Source organism: Bacillus paramycoides (genome assembly GCF_001884235.1).
GTDB classification, from domain to species: Bacteria; Bacillota; Bacilli; order Bacillales; family Bacillaceae_G; genus Bacillus_A; species Bacillus_A paramycoides.
Genome location: NZ_MAOI01000075.1, coordinates 96,666 through 116,609 on the forward strand (window position 1 = coordinate 96,666; position 19,944 = coordinate 116,609).

General features: G+C 34.0%; 19 protein-coding genes and 1 pseudogene. 4 read left to right on the forward strand and 16 right to left on the reverse strand.

Features of this window, described 5'->3' with window-relative positions; all coding sequences use genetic code 11:
* Positions 1-391: 391 nt before the first annotated feature.
* Together BAU28_RS15820 and BAU28_RS15825 are read left to right on the forward strand one after the other, a co-directional pair.
* Positions 392-1,402, forward strand: coding sequence for an aldo/keto reductase (locus tag BAU28_RS15820; RefSeq protein ID WP_071719081.1), 1,011 nt, complete (start codon positions 392-394; stop codon positions 1,400-1,402).
* Positions 1,403-1,522: 120 nt separating this feature from the next.
* Positions 1,523-1,939: an SRPBCC family protein gene (locus BAU28_RS15825; protein WP_071719082.1), complete on the forward strand. Its 417-nt coding sequence runs from the start codon at positions 1,523-1,525 to the stop codon at positions 1,937-1,939.
* A gap of 48 nt (positions 1,940-1,987) precedes the next feature.
* Here the strand turns inward: BAU28_RS15825 and BAU28_RS15830 are convergent, their stop codons facing one another.
* The 5 genes from BAU28_RS15830 to BAU28_RS15850 form a co-directional block, all read right to left on the reverse strand.
* Complete coding sequence (locus tag BAU28_RS15830) at positions 1,988-2,554, reverse strand: SGNH/GDSL hydrolase family protein (RefSeq protein WP_071719083.1); 567 nt, start codon at positions 2,552-2,554, stop codon at positions 1,988-1,990.
* A gap of 15 nt (positions 2,555-2,569) precedes the next feature.
* Positions 2,570-3,394, reverse strand: coding sequence for an MBL fold metallo-hydrolase (locus BAU28_RS15835; RefSeq protein WP_071719084.1), 825 nt, complete (start codon positions 3,392-3,394; stop codon positions 2,570-2,572).
* 47 nt (positions 3,395-3,441) lie between these two features.
* Positions 3,442-4,278, reverse strand: a complete 837-nt coding sequence (locus BAU28_RS15840) for an aminoglycoside phosphotransferase family protein (RefSeq protein ID WP_071719114.1) — start codon at positions 4,276-4,278, stop codon at positions 3,442-3,444.
* Between the two features lie 111 nt (positions 4,279-4,389).
* Complete coding sequence (locus tag BAU28_RS15845; RefSeq protein ID WP_071719085.1) at positions 4,390-4,881, reverse strand: NUDIX hydrolase; 492 nt, start codon at positions 4,879-4,881, stop codon at positions 4,390-4,392.
* Positions 4,882-4,886: 5 nt separating this feature from the next.
* Positions 4,887-5,636 carry a Nif3-like dinuclear metal center hexameric protein gene (locus BAU28_RS15850; RefSeq protein ID WP_071719086.1) on the reverse strand — a complete coding sequence of 250 codons (750 nt, stop codon included), beginning with the start codon at positions 5,634-5,636 and terminating at the stop codon, positions 4,887-4,889.
* 84 nt (positions 5,637-5,720) lie between these two features.
* On the opposite strand from BAU28_RS15850, the gene BAU28_RS15855 reads away from it, so the two are divergent.
* A complete protein-coding gene (locus BAU28_RS15855) occupies positions 5,721-5,930 on the forward strand; it encodes a hypothetical protein (RefSeq protein ID WP_002172729.1) in 210 nt (69 codons plus the stop codon).
* Between the two features lie 31 nt (positions 5,931-5,961).
* Here BAU28_RS15855 and BAU28_RS15860 read toward each other — a convergent pair.
* From BAU28_RS15860 to BAU28_RS15875, 4 genes and pseudogenes are all read right to left on the reverse strand, one after another.
* A pseudogene (locus tag BAU28_RS15860) lies at positions 5,962-6,390 on the reverse strand (PhzF family phenazine biosynthesis isomerase); the annotation flags it as partial.
* A gap of 8 nt (positions 6,391-6,398) precedes the next feature.
* On the reverse strand, positions 6,399-6,962 hold the full coding sequence (locus BAU28_RS15865; protein ID WP_071719087.1) for a GNAT family N-acetyltransferase: 564 nt from the start codon (positions 6,960-6,962) through the stop codon (positions 6,399-6,401).
* 144 nt (positions 6,963-7,106) lie between these two features.
* Entirely contained in the window at positions 7,107-8,609 is a 1,503-nt protein-coding gene (locus tag BAU28_RS15870) for a class I adenylate-forming enzyme family protein (RefSeq protein WP_071719088.1), read from the reverse strand.
* A gap of 134 nt (positions 8,610-8,743) precedes the next feature.
* Positions 8,744-9,277 carry an NAD(P)H-dependent oxidoreductase gene (locus BAU28_RS15875; RefSeq protein ID WP_071719089.1) on the reverse strand — a complete coding sequence of 178 codons (534 nt, stop codon included), beginning with the start codon at positions 9,275-9,277 and terminating at the stop codon, positions 8,744-8,746.
* A 124-nt stretch (positions 9,278-9,401) separates the two neighbouring features.
* Between BAU28_RS15875 and BAU28_RS15880 the strand changes: the two genes are divergently transcribed.
* Positions 9,402-9,725 carry a winged helix-turn-helix transcriptional regulator gene (locus BAU28_RS15880; RefSeq protein ID WP_048373205.1) on the forward strand — a complete coding sequence of 108 codons (324 nt, stop codon included), beginning with the start codon at positions 9,402-9,404 and terminating at the stop codon, positions 9,723-9,725.
* Between the two features lie 274 nt (positions 9,726-9,999).
* Here BAU28_RS15880 and BAU28_RS29870 read toward each other — a convergent pair whose 3' ends face one another.
* The 7 genes from BAU28_RS29870 to BAU28_RS15920 all read right to left on the reverse strand — a co-directional run bounded on the left by BAU28_RS29870 (position 10,000) and on the right by BAU28_RS15920 (position 19,381).
* A complete protein-coding gene (locus BAU28_RS29870) occupies positions 10,000-10,800 on the reverse strand; it encodes an ABC transporter ATP-binding protein (protein WP_071719090.1) in 801 nt (266 codons plus the stop codon).
* 702 nt (positions 10,801-11,502) lie between these two features.
* Positions 11,503-11,778: an ArsR/SmtB family transcription factor gene (locus BAU28_RS15890; protein ID WP_048373208.1), complete on the reverse strand. Its 276-nt coding sequence runs from the start codon at positions 11,776-11,778 to the stop codon at positions 11,503-11,505.
* A gap of 263 nt (positions 11,779-12,041) precedes the next feature.
* Positions 12,042-15,392 (reverse strand): trifunctional glycoside hydrolase family 18/polysaccharide deacetylase/glycosyltransferase family 2 protein, encoded by a 3,351-nt coding sequence (locus tag BAU28_RS15895; RefSeq protein ID WP_071719091.1) that lies wholly within the window; start codon positions 15,390-15,392, stop codon positions 12,042-12,044.
* Between the two features lie 173 nt (positions 15,393-15,565).
* A complete protein-coding gene (locus BAU28_RS15900) occupies positions 15,566-17,062 on the reverse strand; it encodes an anti-sigma-I factor RsgI family protein (protein WP_071719115.1) in 1,497 nt (498 codons plus the stop codon).
* Positions 17,062-17,775 (reverse strand): RNA polymerase sigma factor SigI, encoded by a 714-nt coding sequence (sigI, locus tag BAU28_RS15905; RefSeq protein WP_071719092.1) that lies wholly within the window; start codon positions 17,773-17,775, stop codon positions 17,062-17,064. The genes BAU28_RS15900 and sigI overlap by 1 nt, the downstream gene beginning before the upstream one ends.
* Before the next feature lie 148 nt (positions 17,776-17,923).
* Positions 17,924-18,115, reverse strand: a complete 192-nt coding sequence (locus tag BAU28_RS15910; RefSeq protein WP_071719093.1) for a hypothetical protein — start codon at positions 18,113-18,115, stop codon at positions 17,924-17,926.
* A gap of 504 nt (positions 18,116-18,619) precedes the next feature.
* Complete coding sequence (locus BAU28_RS15920) at positions 18,620-19,381, reverse strand: glycosyltransferase (RefSeq protein WP_071719094.1); 762 nt, start codon at positions 19,379-19,381, stop codon at positions 18,620-18,622.
* Positions 19,382-19,944 lie beyond the last annotated feature (563 nt).

Consider the following 19,944-nt stretch of genomic DNA (forward strand, 5'->3'; position numbering starts at 1 on the left):
ATAGCACCTTAAAGTACGTACTTTTTATTGTGTTAAACATGTTTCATAATAGCATACGTAAACAGTAAATGAGTAGTACGGCACTAAAAAGTACCTGTATTACTTTTTAGTATCTATAACACTTTAAAGTACGTACTTTTTATTATGTAAAATACATTTCATAATAGCATATGTAAGAGTTGAGTGAGCAATACAGTATTAGAAATTACCTATGTTACCTTTAAGTACCCATCGTACTTTAAAGTGCGTACTTTTTTAACTGTTTCAATACTTTTATAATGCATTTTATCAGGCGATGAAATGACATGTATTGATTTGATCAGTTTTTGATTTTCACATCCATTCACACTGATTAATCAATTTTTAAATAAATTTTAGGAGGATATCTTTAATGAGTAATTTACTACAAGAAAAAATTGGTTTTGGTACAGCACCACTAGGTAATATGTACCGTAATATCCCAGAAGAAGAAGCAATCGCTACAGTGGATGCTGCTTGGGAAAATGGCGTTCGTTATTTTGATACAGCTCCACTTTATGGATCTGGCTTAGCGGAGATTCGTCTTGGTGAAGCACTGTCGAAAAGAAATCGGGATGATTACTTTTTAAGTACAAAAGTAGGTCGAACTATTTCAGATGAACTTGAAGATCCATCTGCACGTGATTTAGGTGAAAAAGGCGGACTTTTCGAATTTGGTCGTAAAAATAAAATGATCAATGACTATAGCGCAGATGCAACCCTTCGCTCTATTGAGCAAAGTTTGAAACGTTTAAAAACGGATCGTCTAGACTTTGTTTTTATTCATGATTTAGCACAAGACTTTTATGGCGACGAGTGGATTTCACAATTTGAAACGGCTCGAACAGGAGCATTCCGTACGCTAACACGTTTACGTGAAGAAGGAGTCATTAAAGGTTGGGGACTTGGAGTAAACAAAGTAGAATCAATTGAACTTATGCTTGATTTGGAAGAAGCGAAGCCAAATATATCCTTGTTAGCTGGTCGTTATTCATTATTAGACCACGAGCGTGCCTTACAACGAGTAATGCCTGCAGCTGTAAAGCATAATATGGATATTGTTGTTGGCGGCCCATATAGCTCAGGTGTTCTTGCTGGAGGTACTCACTTCGAATACCAAAAAGCGTCACCAGAAATTATTGCAAAAGTTGAGAAAATCAAAGCTCTTACAGACCGTCACGAAATCAGCATCAAGGCTGCTGCATTGCAATTTTCACTAGCTAATCCAGCAGTTGCTGCTGTTGTTCCTGGTGCAAGTAAACCTGAACGAATTGCAGAAGACCAAGCTGCATTGAACACAGTGATTCCAGCAGCATTCTGGGAAGAAATGCGCGAACAAAAACTAGTAGCACCTAATGCACCACTGCCAATCAACGTGAAATAAAGTGAAACTTTAATCAGTGGGGATTTTACGGGCAGACCGACTCCCCACCTCATATTCGCTGAATTTTGAGGTGAGAGTCTTATTACCCGCAAATAGCGAGATAAAAGGAGCGTAATGGATATGGCACATACTACTACATCTATGACAATTTTTGCTTCACCTGAACAAGTATGGCAATTAATTGGAGGTTTCAACTCCCTTCCAGACTGGTTACCTTATATACCTAGCAGTAAAGTAACTGAAGGCGGTCGTGTACGTCATCTAGCTAATCCAGATGGTGATACGATTATAGAGCGCTTAGAAGTATTCAATGATAAGGAGCGCTACTACACGTATTCAATTATGAATGCACCATTCCCAGTCACTAATTATCAATCCACGATCCAGGTTAAAGAAGGTACTGAAAGTAACACATCGTTAGTAGAGTGGTCTGGTAATTTCACTCCTGTAGGGGTTAGTAATGAAGAGGCAATTAATCTGTTTCATGGAATCTACAACGATGGTCTGAAGGCATTGCAACAAGTATTTCTAGATTGATTCCTTTAAAAAGAAACCGTAAAAAGCAAAGCGATATCGCTTTGCTTTTTATAAAATCCCTTTTAACTTTTCACCAATTAACTTCGCTAAATACTCATAACCTTCCGGTCCAAAGTGTAATCCATCTTTTTCATCATCTTCTACGAAGCTTTTATAATTCGATTCTTGAATCATTTCAGCATACAAATTTAGAAAATGACTTCCTGTTTCTTTCGCCACTTCCTCTACTACTTCTGCATACTGACCGAGTATTTTGTTTGTTCTATTATACTGTCTTTCTTCATCAACTGGTGCAGGACTAATGAGTAGTACTTTTTCTGATGAAATCTGATCCACAATCTTCTCTAAGTTTTCTTTGTATGCTTGTAATGGCACTTGAGCAAAAGAGACTGCATCATTCGTACCTAGAAAAATTGTTACAAAGTCTGGTTTATATGATAATACATCCTCTTCAATACGTTTTAACGCATCAAATGTATTATCCCCTGGAATACCCGCATTAACTACCTTCAAATTAGGAAACACCTCTTGCAAACGTGGTGTTAATCTCGGCGTTCCATCGAAAAATATTTCATCAGCTGTAATACTATCACCAAAGCATACTAACGTTTTCATTAATCTAGCACTCCTTTACGTATGAAATAGCTTTCCTTCTATCGCTTTAATATATCTTTCCGCAGAACGTTCAACTGCCTCATTTGCATTTTCTTTTACTACTCGGTGAAAAGCATTATATAGACGATTAAATTGTAACGGTTTCACTCGATTCGCCATTTCCTCAATTTTTCTCGCCGGTAATGGAATTAAGTTTGGATAGCTATACATGAAGCTCACCCACTGCTGATCCGCTACAACTTGAATAATATCACCTGTTAGTAAAATACCTTTCCCATCATTTCCTTCTTTCCAATGTAATACAGAACCACCACTAAAATGTCCTCCGAGACGATGTACAGTTATTCCATCCGCTAATTGTAAAGACTCGCCAGACCAATAAATAATACGACTACTCGGGCGCATAACCCACTCTTTATCGTCTTCGTGTATATAAATTGGTACATCGAATGTTTCTGCCCATTCTACTTGGGTTGAATAATAATGCGGATGAGATAGTGCAATCGCATCTAATCCGCCCCACTCTTTTATCTTCTCAATTGTCGTTTCATCTAAATAAGTAATACAATCCCATAGTAAACGATACGATTCCGTTTTTACTACATATCCCGTTTGACCGATCGCAAATTCTGGTTTTGTCGTAATACTATAAAGCCCATTTTCTTCTTCTATAATTTCATTTTTATATGTATCACTAGTTTGCAAGTTTTCTAAAGTCGTCCAAGACTGCCCTTTCGGATTAATATATTGTCTCTCCTCATCACAAATAAGACAACTTACCGGTTCCTCTACACTCGCTGCATACTGAACGCCACACGTTGTACAAACGAAATTTTTCATAGTTATTCTCCTATCCCTAAAGTTTTATTAAGCTGATAATTGATATACTAAATCTCATTCATCCAATAACGCCAAGCTACTAAGTAATCTTCTAAATCTTTCGGGTGGTGCCTTAAACACGTATCTATACGCAAAAATAAACCTATTATTATTTCTTCGTATAATTCCTTATCTCTTTTATGAAATACACATTGTTTCATCACATATTGAATTGTTTCTTTCGTTAAATCTTCCGGAGTCGAACAAAACGCGTATATTAAATCGTATATAGGATTTCCTAAGACTGGTAAAGGATCTATCACACCATATAACTTATTATCTCGAAATATAAAGTTATGGAATCCAAGATCACCATGTAATAAAAACGGCCTATCTATTCCAGTACCTCTTTTTGGACTATTTACAAGTGTAAGAACAAGCTGATGTTCTTCATCACTTATGTACTGCCTCAAATTTTCACGAGCTTCCATTACATTTGTTAATAAAAACTCTGTCCAAGATTGAACCAGACTATCTTTCCATCCCCATCCATCTACCTTTGGAACTATTTCATACGTATTAATTACTTCTTTTACAAGTGTACAAAGTGTGCTCCTCTTATGCCCAAGTTCGCACGAAGTAGTCCCTACAAGAAAGGAATACACAATATATCTATTTAAAGGTTCCTTATACAAAAGCTTTGAAAATAAAGTATTCCCTTCATAAAAAGAAAGAAAATCAGCTTCTTCACGTATCACTTCCGATTTATTCAACTTTACAACATATTTTCCGCCCAACAAATATACTGCACTTGTCGTTCCTCCGTTCAACACTTTAATACTTTTCGGATAATGTGAAATAACCTTCTCATTAACTAGTTGTTCAACGATTATTGAAATGTCCATTTCTCCCACCCTTAATTCCGAAGATGCCCTCAATTCAAAAGACACCCTTACTATTATTTGACAAATATAAAGAAAAACCTCCTAAAATCTTAATATAACAAAGATTGATTTTTATTTTATTAAGACTGCCTCTTTCAATATTTCATCACATAATTCATTCCATTTATGATAAAGCGATGCGACTTCTTCAACTCTAATAAACATCCTGTTATCGGACTCATATTCACCATTAAACTCATATACTTCGGTTATATCCATTCGATAGAACGGCTGATATCCTACTTTCGGATACGGGCTATCTGCATTCCAATTTGGATTATCACTATGATCAACGATAATATATCCAAGTAAAGTGCATTCTCCTTTTACATACCCTTCTTCCCACGCTTCTCTTTTAAAACATTCTTCTGGTAGCTCCCCTTCCTCTATATGTCCACCAGGAAAGTCCCAACCACGCTGCTCATGGTCTATTAATAAAACCATATTATTATGAAAACAAAAACCGTGAACACTCGTAATTCTATTGTATTCTGGCAATATACCATCTTTTTTCCACGTTAACTTCACTTTTGATTCCCCATAATTTGCGTATATAGTTACCATTTTCCTCACTCCAAATGCTCTTCATTTAATCTCGTAATTTCTATTGCACAATCTCTTTCTTTTAATTTGCGAGCTAAACTTTCTACACCAAATACTTCTGTAAATGTGTGACTACCTACAATTAAATTAATCCCCTTAAATTTCGCATGTTGCACTGTATATAATGTTTTTTCTCCTGTTATGTACGTATCACAGCCTTTTGCTAGTGCACGCTCAATAAGATTTGTATTGTTCCCTGCACCCGTTAAAATCGCAATTCGTTTCACTGGTCTATCGTGATTTTCCCAACTCTTCACACTCTCTTCCATTTTCTCTTCAAGTTTTTCAACTAAGTTTGAAAATGGAATCGCTTCTTCATATTCTCCTATTCCCGGTAGCTCTTCTTCCTCATAGGTGGAATATTCCAGTATTGTATCTATCCCAATTTCTTTAAACAACGACGTACACGTGCCAAACTTTACGAAATCTAACGGCAAATGAATCCAAAAATGATTCATTTCATATTGTTTTAATTTCTGAATACAAGCCTCTTCCATACCGAATAAAAATCTCCACGGTGCATGATGTGTAAGTATCATATCGACACCATTTCTGTATGCTTCTTCAATTGTTTCTAGCGTCAAATTTGTTGTGTAACCTATTTTGTGAAATTCCTCTTTACTTATGTGAGTAAAACCATACTCATCATCACCGTATTTATTAAGGTGTTCTTCAAAAAGTGATGTAATATGTTCATTAAACTGCGTTATATTCATTTTCATTTCTCCTTTCATTTACTTTTATATTTCATAAATAAGGAAATACTAAATAACAACGTTACATACATATAGGAGGACATTATGAAACCAGAATTTTTAAAAGCTATACATGAAGCGATTGGAAATGTCGAACATATTCATATAGAAGAAAGTGGTGCAGATAGTTTACTCATTCACCATGATGATGCACAGCAATTAAAACAAGTCGCTGAAACATTAGAAAATAACAATTTCCGCTCTACTTTAAGAACAACAGGAGACGCTTCGTATATTGAAGTATTGAACAGATAAGGAAGCCGGCTATACGACCGGCTTTTCTCTTTTAAATTGAAACTTCAAACTCCTTCACATACACAGCAGTTCCAGCAATATCTATTTGTAACTTCTCATTTTCTACATCTTTCGTTACATAAACCGTTACACGACCATCTTTATTTATTTCCTGTCCCTGCTCAACAATTAACTCCAATTCATGATCAAACTCTTTCTCCAAATACGTCACATAATAGGCTCCCATTACACCTGAAGCCGTTCCTGTCACTGGATCTTCAATTGTTCCAGAATAAGGTGATGAAAAATGACGACCGTGCATTTTTGCTTCTGCATCATATGTTTCTATGCAAAGTGGATGAATAGAGACATTTGGTATTTCTTTTAATACCGATGGAAATTCATCATTTTTGATGGAACAACCATTTTTCAGAAATACTTTTACTAGCTGTAACCCTAATCCACGATTTCCACCTGTAATAAGGACTCTCATATATCCATCTCCTTATTTTTATAATAAATAAGAAAATCTGCCCACTTACCATTTTCAAGAGAAAAAGCCTTTCTCTTACATTCAAAGGAAAATCCTGCTCTTTCTGCAAGACGAACGGATGGCTCATTATCAAGATTTATATGTAATTCGATTCTATGAAATTGAAGACTATTAAAAAATAACGGTAGTGCAGCTTTTACACTTTCTACTCCGTATCCATTTTTCCAATATTGATTATGAATAGAGTAGCCCATCATTGCCCATTGATAGTCCATACGTAAAATTTTTATAAGTTCTAGCTTTCCAATATTGGCGCCATCTTCTTTCTGAAAAATACCTAGAACGTACATTTCATCCCGTCGTGCCGCCTCATCAAATCCTCTTATCCACTCCGTGAACCATTCTTTTGTTGAAGATGACATGTCATGATAGCCATCATCGTATTTATATTGAGATGGTAACCTCTTATTGAATCCATCTAACCAACTTTCATAATCCTCTTTTTGAAATGGACGAATAATAAGTCTCTCTGTCTCTACTTGTAATAGTGGCAGCTTCATTTATATCTCTTCCCTCAATTATTAATTGAATATTCTTTATCATCTTACACAAAATACAAAATCTAGTAAATTATTATGTTCTTTATACACAAAAATCCAGTTATGCTTTGTACATAACTGGATTCCTCATCGTTTAATCATTTTTTATTTTACAAGTACAATTCCTCTTAATTCCCTCTTCAACACTTTCCCTAAAGCGTTTTTCGGTAATTCGTCCATAAATACAACTTCTGGTATTTTATAATTTGCTAGTTTTCTTTTACAATGTTGAATAATTTCTTCTTCTGTTAAAGATGTTTTAATGTCTTTTACAGTGTAAGCTGTTGGAATCTCCCCCCAAAAGTCATTTGGGACTCCAACTACTGCAACTTCTAGAACACCATTTATTTCATGAATTACATCCTCTACTTGATCTGGATATACATTGTCACCACCGTGCACGATAACATCTTTATATCTTCCCATAATATGTAGGAATCCATCATCATCTATCATACCGGCATCACCCATGTTAAACCAATTATCTTTCACTACCTTCTCTGTCGCCTTTTCGTTGTTCCAATATCCTTTAAACATGTAAGGACTTCTTACGTGGATCTCTCCAATTTCATTCGTTGCTAATTCATCACCCGTTTCTGGATGAACAATTTTTAACTCTACATGTTTAAGTGTTTTCCCTACAGAAGACATTTTTTCTTTTCCCATATTTGGATGCCATGAGGTTACTACCCAACCTTCTGTACTACCGTAGCCTTGCACCATATATATTCCTTTTTCCATATATTTTTGAATGAGCGTTTCTGGTACTTTTGTACCACCGCTTTGTGCTACTTTCAAAGTCGAAATGTTACGCTCTTTTTTATTAAGTTCATCAAGCATATAACTATAAACAGCTGGGAACGCAAGCATCGTAGTAACTTTCTCTTCTTCAATCTTATCCCAAATAAGAGTAGGATTCGAATCAGCTAAGAAGATCATCGTAATGCCATGATAAATACAATTTAAAATAGAAAGCACGCCACTCATATGAAACAATGGGTGCACTGATAAAAAGCGTTCACCTGCTGGAATTTCTCTTTGCCCCGCAATCTCAGTAAAATACTGGTGTAAGTTTTTATGACCAATTACACATGCTTTTGCCTGTCCAGTCGTTCCTGAAGTAAATAAGTAAATGGCATCATCATCTTCATGAACTTCCACATTCGGCTCTGTTATTGACTGACCTTGTAATTTTAATTCAAATGAGCCAAAGCCTTCTTCTGTCGTTTCAATTACATAAGGAATTTCTTTAACTGCATCAATCTTTAATATAACTTCACTAAATTTATCATCAATAACTAATACTTTTAATTTCGCTTCTTTTACAATCGTTTCTAATTCATAAGCAGTAAGCTGATGATTTAATGGAATAAATACCGCTCCAACTTTTAAGCTCGCCATCATAACGCTTGGAAACGGGTGATTATTTTTGCATAAGATCCCTATGCGATCCCCTCTCTGCACACCGTTATGTAACAAGTAATGTGCAAGCTGATTTACTCGTTCATTATATTGCTGAAACGAATATTTTTTCTCTCCCCCTACAAGCGCTTCCAAATTAGGTGATTGCATTGCTCTTTTTTGTAATAATTGTCGCATCGTTCTCAAGTGAAACTCCCCTTTATATATGTTAGGTTTTTTATTTTACCAAATTAATTATTAATACACTAAAGATTACACTTAGTGAATATAAAACAAATAAAAAATAGCCATCTACTTAACAAGTAAATGGCTAGTTCCCCTTATATATTAGAATACTCCTTATTCATCACATATTGCGCATACTCAGGTGCACTTTTATTAATTTCTTCATCACTTAGTTTATATTCCGCACCATATAAATAAAATGATGGTATAAATTCCATTCCTGTATATAAGCATGTCGCGTGAAATGGTTTCGTCAACTCATCCATCGTAATTCCGCTATTTTTATAGTCTTTTTCTAATCCACCTATAGAAATAGCTACACCAAACTCTTTCCCCTTCACTTTATCCCCTTTAGATCCGTAAGCAAATCCATATGTTAATACATCATCGAACCATTTTTTTAATAATGGTGGTGAGCTATACCAGTAGAGCGGAAATTGAAATATAAATCGATCGTGTTCTACTAACAACTTTTGTTCTTCTTCAACATTAAACTCCCAATTTGGTGCCACTTTATATAGTTCATGTACCGTTATTTCATCCGAATATTTCTCAAGTTCTTCTACCCATCTTTTATTAATTCGAGACTTTTCAATATCAGGATGTGCTACAATTACAAGTGTTTTCATATATTTTCTTCCCCCTTATAAATAATTCAAACCCTTTAGTATTAGTATGAATGAGTCACATATAATTGGAAAGTACGTACTTTCAAGTGCTATAGGAACCTTAAAGTACCTTTGGAGGTGTTATATGAATCAAAATGATGATTGTCCAATCGCAACGACACTCGAAGTAATCGGTGGAAAATGGAAAGTTCATATATTATGTGTTTTGATGGATGGAAAAATGCGAACGAATGAAATAAAACGAGAAATCCCAAACATTACGCAAAAAGTTCTTACACAACAACTTCGGCAACTTGAAGCTGATGGAATTATCCATCGTACTGTATATCAAGAAGTACCACCAAAGGTTGAGTACACAATAAGCGAATATGGAAAATCTTTAATGCAAATTATGGATGAACTATTTGAATGGGGAAAAGATCATCAGATCAAAAGATTAAATGAATAAAAGAACTTTCCAAACTTTATTACATCTTTTTATGACAAGAATTCTTCTGAAACTTTATAATAGAGTACTGTAACATGCCATTAACCTAAAGTTGTAAATCCCCCAAAATGGAAAACTTGTATATTTATCGTTTTTTGGGGTAACTTGTTTTCTTAAGTTGCTGGACTGTGGATGTACCCCCACATCCACCAAGCTAAGAAGATAGCAACCCCAAAAAATAATTAAAAGATGAAATTTTTATAAGGCTTCGTCTATAAATACTACATTTTCCTCATTAAACGCTCGCTCTACTTTTTCTAATATCAATTGTACGTAAGCTATAAAGGAGCACCCCTAAACCGAGAATTTTTTCATTATTAGACGCATTAGAACCTAATGTAATAGTCGGTACATTTAAACCCATAAACCTTTCACTCCATTCTATAGGCATATATCCTTGCTTACCGATCGCTAATGTACGTCCATCTATTGTACGGAGAGTACTTTGAATAAAATCAAACTCAACTTCTACATCTGACAGTTTTGTAGCTTTATCAGTCATCAAAGTACCACGTATCATAGTAAATCCTTGTATCATTTTTTCTTTAAACATACCAATCTGGTGATAATTCGAATCATAGATTACCCAATCAAATCCATCCACTTCAGTATGAAAATATGCTATAATTTCCCCACTACTCGTTTCTAATCCGTAAACATCTTTATTATGTAAAAAAGGTATCACTGAAAAAAGAATGTTAGATGAAACAATCTTTGTTCCTGCCATATATTCACCATCAGGATGATATAAACCAAATTGCTTGTTCCGTTTAGGTAATTCTAATACGACAAAAGTATCAACATCCCAAAACGTTGCATTACTTCTTATAGTATTCTTTTGTATCAAATTTCCTTTTCTTAACTGCCAAAATCCAATTCCAAAAAAGATAGAAGAAGCGATAACAATAAAGATAATCTGCCCCCAATTAACATGTCCCCAATCGTCATATACAGCGCATAAAGCAAGAATAAAAATACCCGTTCCAATTAGCAGTTTAAACTTCCCTTTTCGCTTATAGTAATCAAATAATTCCATTTTTATATCTTCACCCCTTATTTATGTTCCCTAACTATTAATATATCAAAAACATATAATGCTCTCTATCCAAAAATATGAGTTCCACTTGCCAGGTCATTTGTTACTCCTCATTATCATCAACTTGATGAATTTTATTGCTGCCAATTGAGGTTTCATAAATTTTGTACATACAGAATAGATAGCTTAGTGAATATGAAGGCCATTTTACCAACAGAATAAGGAGAAATGTTATAATATATGTAATAATCAAATAAATATCAATAATTACGGAAAGTGATGTTTATATTTTATTATTAGTTTGTTAGAAAAGCAGATTAATTACAACGATACTGTGAAACTATTAATAGAGGTGAAATAATTGAAAAATCAATATATAAAAACACTTGTCGAAATCATGTTAAAGCATATACCCAATGCAGCTAAGAAAATGAAAGCAAAATCAATATTTTTGTATTTTAGAGATAATACCATATCGCTATCAAGCTAATATAAAAGATACTCCTTAAAATGAAAAAACGCTATTCTTTCCTATGATTCTACAGAAAGAATAGCGTTTTTTCATTTTGAAATAGTTTAATTTTGCTAGCTTCACGCTAAGAAAAACAGAAAAACTGTTCAACAGGACGACTGTGCTATTTGCATAATTAGTGCTATGGATAGTTATATAATTTGTTACTTTGAAATCTAGTAAGTCAGCATTTAAACTAAACATGATAATATTGATTTTGTACGATTGTCCGTTACCTCATAATAAATTTCTAATCCTTTCCGAGTACCTGTAATCATTTTAGCAGCTTTTAATTTGGATAAATGTTGACTAATTGTACTTTGGGGCATTTGTAAATCCCCATACATTGTCGTTACATTAGTAGGGCCTTTTGCAAGCATTATTTTTACTAAGGATAAACGGACAGGATGCGCCAATACCTTTAATACTTCAGAGATTTCTTCATACATTTCTTTTGTTTCTTTCATATTTTTTCTCCCCTTTTATATAAACATTAATGATATCCATATATATAATTCGAAAGGATACACGATTTTGTGTCCGTCATTTTTAAAAAAACTATAAAAAAATCTTTAGTCCGAAACTAAAGGGGGGCCTTAGCATAATGTCTCACTATCAATAATCAGTAATGAATAGAAATTTCGTTATGGGAGCAGAAGGTTTTATGTTACATCTACTCTAGATTCAACTAACTAAAATCAATGACAAAGAGAGCAGATAATCTGCTCTCTTATGATGCCTCCTTATGTTCTGGAGAATGTTTAACACTCCCCATTCTCTTCAGTTTATTCCATCCTACTGCTACTCCTCGAATCGATGAGAATATAGATTTAATGACAACATAAGTCATAAATTGACGATAAATAAAGCGTTGTAAAATTAACCATACTAATGGTTTAGGGTTCTCTTTCTCTAATTTAAATGCAAATAGTGAAGCAAGAAGATCTATGACAAAGAATACAAGATAAAATCCTAACACTTTGAGCGGATTGCTACCAAAAATCCCCATAATCATTAATATATCTGCTAAAGGAGCAATGAATTGCAGAACATATTGGAACAACCACATATTAGGCAACGCAATAAATCCTAATGTTTTATGCTTTGTATTAAACAATGCTTTTCGATGTTTCCAAAGACATTGAAGTGTACCATATGACCAACGATATCGCTGTTTAATAAGACTTTTCACATCTTCAGGTGATTCCGTAAAAGCATATGCTTTTTCTTCATATACAATTCTATGTCCTTCACATAAAAACGTAATAGTAAGATCCGTATCTTCTGCTAATGTATTTTCGCTTAAATATCCAGATTCAACTACATTCTTTTTACGCCATGCTCCAATAGCTCCAGGAACTACTGTAATACAATTTAACTCATCAAAAGCTCTGCGTTCTAAATTAAATCCTGTAATATACTCAACATGTTGCCAAGTAGTCAATAAATTCCGTCTATTTCCAACTTTAACATTCCCTGAAACTGCCGCTACGTTATGATTTTCAAAGTGTCTAATCATTAGAGAAATAGCGTCTTGCGCAATAATAGTATCCGCATCTAAAGTGACAATGATTTCTCCACGTGATTGTTGAAATCCTAAGTTCATTGCGGATGATTTCCCACCGTTTTCTTTCTGAATTAAACGAACTTTAGGGTGTTTATAAAATGTTTCTTGAATTACTTTTGACGTACCATCTTTCGATCCGTCATCCACAACAATAACTTCAAACTCTCTATAATCACTATCCAAAATTGAGCGAATCGTCTTGGCTATCACCTTTTCTTCATTATATGCTGCTATGACAACACTAACGAAAGGTTGATAAGAAGAATTAGTAAATAAGCGAGCGCTTACTTTCTTTTTCTGCTTGAATGCAAAATATATTAAAAATAGGAATCGGAAAATACCTAATCCAATAGCAATATAAAAAATAGTTGTTAATATATGCTTTGCATATCCCATTCCTGAAAAGATAGCTTTATTGTAAAGTAAATATTGCTTACCCTCAGAAGAAACAGGAGGCATAACTTCATCTCGTTCTTTATTCATTAAATCTGAAATTGTTACAAAACTATATCCATGCTTTTTAAGGTCTTTAATAATAATCGGTAGCGCCTCTACCGTATGGGTACGATTCCCTCCTGCATCATGAAGAAGAATAACATTTCCCTCTCCCTTATAAATGGGGTTAAGAGCACGCTTTACCAATTCATTGGTTGATGGCATTGCCCAGTCCTCAGGATCAACTTTTTCTGCCACCATTGTATAGTTCATATTTTGCGCACGCAAAATAGGCATTATTTCATTTGATGAATCTGGATTAGCATCCGCTTCATATGGCGGCCTAAATAAAACAGTAGAATGTCCAGTTATTTCCTGAATTAAACGTTGTGTCGTATTCAGTTCTACTTTTGTTCGTAGTAAAGACGTATTAGCTACGTTAGGATGCTTGAAGGTGTGATTACCAATTTCATGCCCTTCATCGTATATTCTTTTTACAATACTAGCATTTAGCTGAGCGTTTTCACCAAGTATAAAAAAGGCTGCTTTTATTTTATTCTCTTTTAATATATCTAGAATTTCCGGTGTGTATTTAGGATCTGGTCCATCATCAAATGTTAATACTACTTGTTTTCCTTTTGGTTTTCCATAACGTTGCACTTCGTATGCAGATGGTAGTGATTGATATACTTCATCTGTAAGATAACCATTTTTATCTACTTTATAATCTCTCAATCCATTTTTTCTTTCATTCTCAATCTGTAAAATTTCACCTTGTCCAGAATAATTCACTTCATCCAAACTAGCGATTTTATGTAATGCATCATGATTATTTTGTACCTCAATAGGATTTTTTAACACTTTCCATATAGTAGGATCTTCTGCTCCTAATCTCCATAATGCAAACCCCTTTGCATTGTTGTTCATTGCGATTTTCACTTGATTATAAAGAGTAACACCATCTAAGAACCAAGCATTATGTTCTTTCCCCTCTGTTTTATACCTAAAATAAGGGTTTCCACTAATCTTATCCCATTGAATTTTTATATTTGAATCATGAGCCATTGTCATAACTTCTGAGAAAGTTAAAGGCTTCGCAGGTTCTTTACTATTTACTTTCCAATCATATCCATAGTTACCGAAAGCGACTATAAGTTTCTCAGACGGAATATTTAGTTCATTAAGCGTATGTTCGAACCATTTATTTGAAGCAATTGGTCCTGGTGCCCCTGCTCCATAGTGCTCGTCATACATCATTACAATCATTCGATCTATCACTTTGGCTAACGCACCATAATCAAAAGCTTTATCATTAGCAGGGACATCTTGCGTAACGAGCAAATGATGTTTATGAAAGACCGTAGTAAGTTCTTTCATGAAATTTGTTAAGTTTTCTCTATCGCCCTCAGGTATTGCCTCAAAGTCAATATTAATACCCGAAAATTGATTCTTTTCAACTTGCTTTACTAAATCATTAATAAACTTTGTCTTTACACCATCTGGGGAATTCAATAACTTATGAATAAGCCCACCATCAGGACCAGAAGCTTCCTCTGTATAGTTAGTAAGTAAAGGCATAATTTTCACTTTATTTTTTTCTGCTAACTTTACAATCTCAGTTTTTATCTCACTACTAATTGTTAAGTCTGCTTTTAAGTGATACCATTCCGGTACTAACGTGGTTAATGAATCGATATTTTCTTTTAAAGAAGCTGTACTATTTTCATCCCAGTTTACATAAAAACCATAAACTTCTTTAGGTTGTTTGCTATCGTTCGTTGAATTCACCGAACTTTCATCGTTTTTCATTTCGGTATTAGGTTTGAATTCTTCTTTCTTTAACTGCTGGTCGCTAAGTTTTTGATTAATAGGTACAAGTTTAGTATCCTCTTTTACAGTAGGATTCATATTTGGAATTTCTGGTGTTGAAAAAATACTTTGAAAGAAAAAATAAAATACAATACTTATGCTAACTATTGAGATACATAGAAACCAACTAAAAGCTATTTTTCTTCTTCCTTTAGGATCATAAAAAACAGGTTTTGATTTATCTTTCTCTTGTTGAATTTTTTTCTCCATTATATCTTCTACATACTCCTTTTCGCCTTATTCTAAGTACAAACGCAAACTATATTAATAGGATACGAAAATAGCTTAATAGGAATATAGAATAATAAATTCCTTTTAGCTTTGAAATTAAACGAATCCCCATCTTCAACATTTTATGGATTCTTCTTTCCATTCCCTTGATGTTATGTGGCAGGAATGTTTTCGTCCTCATTTTCAGACCCGTTATTTTCGTTTATATTACCTTTATTTCCTTGCTGATTCTCATTATTTTCTTGTTTATATCCCCTACCGTTGTTCTCTTGCTGATGTCCATTATTTCCTTGCTGAGATCCTCTTCCATTGTTCTCTTGCTGATGTCCATTATTTCCTTGCTGAGATCCCCTACCGTTGTTCTCTTGCTGATGTCCATTATTTCCTTGCTGAGATCCCCTACCATTGTTCTCTTGCTGATGTCCATTATTTCCTTGCTGAGATCCCCTACCATTGTTCTCTTGCTGATGTCCATTATTTCCTTGCTGAGATCCTCTACCGTTGTTCTCTTGCTGATGTCCATTATTTCCTTGCTGAGATCCTCTTCCGTTGTTCTCTTGCTGGTTTCCATTATTTCCTTGCTGAAATCCTCTTCCGTTGTTCTCTTGCTGGTTTCCATTATTTCCTTGCTGAGACCCTCTACCGTTGTTTTCTTGCTGGTTTCCATTACTTCCTTGCTGAGATCCTCTTCCGTTGTTCTCTTGCTGGTTTCCATTATTTCCTTGCTGAGACCCTCTACCGTTGTTTTCTTGCTGGTTTCCATTACTTCCTTGCTGAGACCCTCTACCGTTGTTTTCTTCCTGATATCTATTATTTTCTTTTATTTGCTTAGGTTGCTGTTCCTTGGATTGCTTTTGTTCTATATACTTTTGCTTCTCGTATCCTTCTTCTTTTACAGGTGACGAATTCGATGATGTATCAGGAGATGACTTTTGTTGCGAATGTATCTCCTCATCGCGCTCCTCTTGATTAGACGGCGGCGCAGGAGGAGTAAGTGATTTCCGCTTCTCATTCTCTTGTTTTATATAAACACCTGTGCCAACCCCTGCTTTCTTGGCATTCTCTCGCATTTGCATCGTACTGGTTTGATATACGACTGTAATATGTTTTATCTCATACTCTTTCTTTAATTCTTGCATAGCCTTTTCCAATTGTGGTTCTAGCGACTTGTCCTTTGTAACAGCTGTTAGCATAACTTGCTTATCATTCGTTAAGTACTTATCCTCTTGACTCTTCTTTATAATAGTACGTATTACGTCTTGCAGGTGTTTATTTTCCCATCGCTTCATTTCATTTAAAATACGCCTTCCATCATCATTACAAGCTCGCAAATCTATAACACGAAGATCCTTTGTTACGCTCACCTCTAAACTTGGATTTATATCAACTGAGACATAAGCAAATACTTTTTCTTCAGGTTGGTTGTAGAAAAACAGCAACACACATAGAAAACAAGCAACAAGTAATGATGCAGGCTTTAAGAAAGAAGGGATTGAAAAATGCGGTGCTCTTTGTTCTTGTTCGTTAAACGAGATTTCCTCTCCAATCATGTAAGAGTGCGCTTTTCTTTTAAACGAAATAAATTCTCCATTTGGAGTTAAAACAACTAGGCTATGTTTTTTTATATCCATCACAATTCCTTTATTCATCATGCTACCCCTCTTATATAATCAAGAATATATGTATAGTTGTTTGCAAAGATAATACACATTGCAATAATGTATTTTCTATGCCGCTCTAACGTTTTACGACTTACCCTAACACGCGGTTCAATATGTTTAAGCGGTAACTTTTTCTTTCGGAACAGCTCTTCCATCATTTTCTCATCTTTTATAATAATCTTTACAATTTCTATTAAGTGCTCACGCGTATCACGATGCTTAGGAGATTCCTTAGCAAGCTCTGAAAATGTGATTTTAAACTCAGCTAGCACACTTTGAAAATGAAGAATTTCCTCCTTACGGTTACTATTTTCCATCTCTTTCATATACTCCGTAAGCGATACTTGCATTTCTAACATTTCCTCTTGCTCATCTTCTTTTAAAAAGACAAGATTATGCTTAGACTCCTTGCGTATATAGTCAATTACATCTCTTTTTATAAGAAGATCAGCAAACGCTAGAAAAGATTTTCCTTTTTTATATGAATACTGTTCAATTGCTTGGTTAAACGCAAACAATCCAATGCTATATTCATCATCCTGTTCTGTAATATATCGGCGGCAGACAGACGAAATTGATTTTCTAATAAAAGGCTGATACTGTACGATAAAAGCTTCCTTATCTCCTCCGTTGTTTTGTATGTTATATACGATATCTTCTATTTTCGTTTTTTTTAAGATCCTCATTACTAAACTCAACACTAGTAATCTCCCTGCCTCCTTCTGCTTCAAATAGCAAAATAGTCACTAAATAAGTGACCATTCAAGCACATTTTCTTAGTACTTTTCTTTTGGCTTGTCTTATTTCTGTTGCTCATATTTTTCGAGGGTGATTTTTTTCACCGTTTTCTTAATGATTATTCTTTTCTGTTTGTGCTAGAGTTAAGTTTGTATTTTGATTTACCTTCTTATTCTCTTTCGCAATAGCGTCCGCTTGTTTTGCTTGCTCTTTTTCTATTTTAGCTGCAATCTTTGAATAACTCTTCTCTATATTTTTGGTAATTTCAGCTTTTGCTTTCGGATTCCCCGTTTGATCTAGCAATTTTATTAATGCTTCTTTCGATGTGTACTTTTACTTTCAGTGCTTCTTTTTCTTCTTTGCCAAAAGCTTATCTTACTTTCCTAAGTCTTCTGTCGCTTTTTTCTAATGTTTCTTATGTAAAATTGCTTTTTAATCGTGTTTTTTCATAATCATTTTTCTTCCATTTTCTTTCTTTACTATATATATTCGAAGGAACAAAAAAATTTATGGGGGTCAAAAAAACATTTTTTATAAAATAGCTATTTATTTCAAAAATAAAAACCATCAATTTGAAAAAAGATTAATCAAATTGATGGTTTTCTTGTTATATTTATTAATTTTTTATAACTAAGGTTAATCATATAAGCCTTTAATTGTAGTTATCCTTTTTTCTGTTACTTCTATTGCAAACATGATACAAGATTTTATCGGCCACCCATCCACTAAAACCGTACAAGTTGGTTTCTCAATGTATCTAAAATAGTATCAGCTGTTCTCACTATTCCCTGCCGATTTTCTCCATTGTTATCTTTCTTGGTTATCATAATAGGTTTTATCTGCGTATTTTTTATCATTTCCTTTTAGATAGGCTAAGATTACTTTTGGATTTTTAAGTAAAGCCCAGTCTCCATATTTATCAAATCTTCTGCATGAAGTTATCATTCCATTTTTAATTGTACCGAATTTCTTATTATGTTGCTTTCCCAATTCTTTTAACCGTTTAGCGAAATCTGCATCTTCTGCCATAAGCATATTTTCATTAAATCCGTTGATTGCCATAAAGTCTTTTTTATAGCACCAAAAAACCCCTACAGATATAGCTCCATATTTAAAAAGTAAGGGGATTATTATTAACATTGCGGAAAGGAATATTCCTAAAGATATTCTTTCAAACTTCCCAGTTACCCCACCACCAATGTATTTACCTGAAGCTAAATATTTATCTACATTAGACAACATAGACTCTGTCATTTGGGTATCAGCGTCTATAGTAATAATTATTTCTCCACTAGCTATTTTAGCCCCTTCATTTCGGATTTTAGATAAGTTTTTATCATTATTTTTTAATGTAATACAGTTATAAGATTTTGCTATTTCCTCTGTTTTATCTGTGCAACGATTTAAAACAACTATGACTTCAGTTTGATCTTTATATGCCTCTGATGCCTTTGCAATTGAATCTAAACATTTTCTAATGTACTTTTCTTCATTGTGTGCAGGGATTATAATAGAAAACTTCACATCTTTTTCTAGATTGACTCCTGAAGATTCGTTTGTTTCAGTCATAATATTCCCCCTTATTTTATAAAGAAAATATCTATTACACATTACATATATTAACATTTATTAGGATGTATTATAGAAACTGAAGTTAAAAAACAACTTAAATTGTAGTGGATTAGTGTATCTCAATGATTCTACATGGAATGTATATAAACTGAACACAAAAGAAACCCTTCTAATTCGTTTAGAGGGATTTCTTTTGTTTATAAGGAGGTAGCCACATCGCTATTAAGTTTGAATTTCATAGTGCCCCCAAAACGAAAAAACGTTATTCTCTCTGTAGAAATATACAGGAAGAATAGCGTTTTTTTTACCTCTTCTATTAAATGTGCATGCTATGTTTACATATGATATGATGCCTGTATTAACCCTTTATTATTACTAAAGTGGGAAGTATACCAAAATAACATGATGAATACCCTGTCCCAAAGCGTGTACAATCATCGCATATTGTAATCCTAGATTCTGGTACACCCAACCAAAAACCATTCCCAAAATGCTATAGAGTAAGAAGCTGCGTACCATGATAAGGTTGTTCAGACCGCCAAACATCGTAATTGTTGCAT

Coding starts and splice junctions, on each gene's coding strand:
- BAU28_RS15850 (WP_071719086.1), bottom strand. CDS start 5,636: ATGAATATAACGCAGTTTAATGAACATATTACATCACTTTTTGAAGAA.
- BAU28_RS15895 (WP_071719091.1), bottom strand. CDS start 15,392: ATGGAGAAAAAAATTCAACAAGAGAAAGATAAATCAAAACCTGTTTTT.
- BAU28_RS15880 (WP_048373205.1), top strand. CDS start 9,402: ATGAATCAAAATGATGATTGTCCAATCGCAACGACACTCGAAGTAATC.
- BAU28_RS15920 (WP_071719094.1), bottom strand. CDS start 19,381: ATGACTGAAACAAACGAATCTTCAGGAGTCAATCTAGAAAAAGATGTG.
- BAU28_RS15845 (WP_071719085.1), bottom strand. CDS start 4,881: ATGGTAACTATATACGCAAATTATGGGGAATCAAAAGTGAAGTTAACG.
- BAU28_RS15840 (WP_071719114.1), bottom strand. CDS start 4,278: ATGGACATTTCAATAATCGTTGAACAACTAGTTAATGAGAAGGTTATT.
- BAU28_RS15835 (WP_071719084.1), bottom strand. CDS start 3,394: ATGAAAAATTTCGTTTGTACAACGTGTGGCGTTCAGTATGCAGCGAGT.
- BAU28_RS15825 (WP_071719082.1), top strand. CDS start 1,523: ATGGCACATACTACTACATCTATGACAATTTTTGCTTCACCTGAACAA.
- BAU28_RS15820 (WP_071719081.1), top strand. CDS start 392: ATGAGTAATTTACTACAAGAAAAAATTGGTTTTGGTACAGCACCACTA.
- BAU28_RS15900 (WP_071719115.1), bottom strand. CDS start 17,062: ATGAATAAAGGAATTGTGATGGATATAAAAAAACATAGCCTAGTTGTT.
- BAU28_RS15855 (WP_002172729.1), top strand. CDS start 5,721: ATGAAACCAGAATTTTTAAAAGCTATACATGAAGCGATTGGAAATGTC.
- BAU28_RS15830 (WP_071719083.1), bottom strand. CDS start 2,554: ATGAAAACGTTAGTATGCTTTGGTGATAGTATTACAGCTGATGAAATA.
- BAU28_RS15875 (WP_071719089.1), bottom strand. CDS start 9,277: ATGAAAACACTTGTAATTGTAGCACATCCTGATATTGAAAAGTCTCGA.
- BAU28_RS15890 (WP_048373208.1), bottom strand. CDS start 11,778: ATGAAAGAAACAAAAGAAATGTATGAAGAAATCTCTGAAGTATTAAAG.
- BAU28_RS15865 (WP_071719087.1), bottom strand. CDS start 6,962: ATGAAGCTGCCACTATTACAAGTAGAGACAGAGAGACTTATTATTCGT.
- BAU28_RS29870 (WP_071719090.1), bottom strand. CDS start 10,800: ATGGAATTATTTGATTACTATAAGCGAAAAGGGAAGTTTAAACTGCTA.